This window comes from Streptomyces sp. ATLC9 (genome assembly GCF_057196705.1).
In genome coordinates this window covers 1-538 of record NZ_JBXUOY010000576.1, presented here as the reverse complement: position 1 = coordinate 538, position 538 = coordinate 1, and the positions used below count along the sequence as shown (strand labels likewise).

At 80.3% G+C, this 538-nt stretch carries 1 pseudogene; it reads left to right on the top strand.

The window, feature by feature from the left end:
- Window positions 1-236: 236 nt before the first annotated feature.
- A pseudogene (locus tag AC2CJA_RS27140) lies at window positions 237-538 on the top strand (hypothetical protein); the annotation flags it as partial.

Here is a 538-nt window from a genome sequence, read left to right as displayed (position 1 = left end):
CGGGCGCGGGGCGCGTGCGGCGGGCGGGCGGCCGGCGGCCCCCGGGCGCCCGGGCCGCCGCCCCCCCGCGCGGCGGCATGCCGCCGCGTCATCCGCACACGATCCGCCGGGGCGGTGATCGGGCACTCCCGGGGCCCGGGGCGGCGGCCCCCAGTAAGGTGGTGCGCGCCGGCGAGCCGCTCGTGCGAGCCGATCGGAACCATGACGGGCGGCGAATCCAACCGGGAGATCCTGCATTGAGCCGTGAAACTGACAGTTCGTCCTCCGGGCCCCGGGCGAGGGGCGGTGCCGCCCACCCGCCGGGGAACGACCCGTACGCCGTACCGGCGGGCGAGCCCGCCGCGCAGCCGGGCGAGCCGAAGACCGAGACCACGCTGACCACCCGCATCCGGATCAACATCCCGGGTTCCCGCCCCATCCCGCCGGTCGTCGTGCGCAAGCCCGTCGGCGAGGCCGGTGGCGAGGCCGGCGGTGAGACGCCCGGCGCCGACGGGAGCGCGGCGGGGCCGGGCGGTCCGCCGCACGCCCCGGGCGGCGC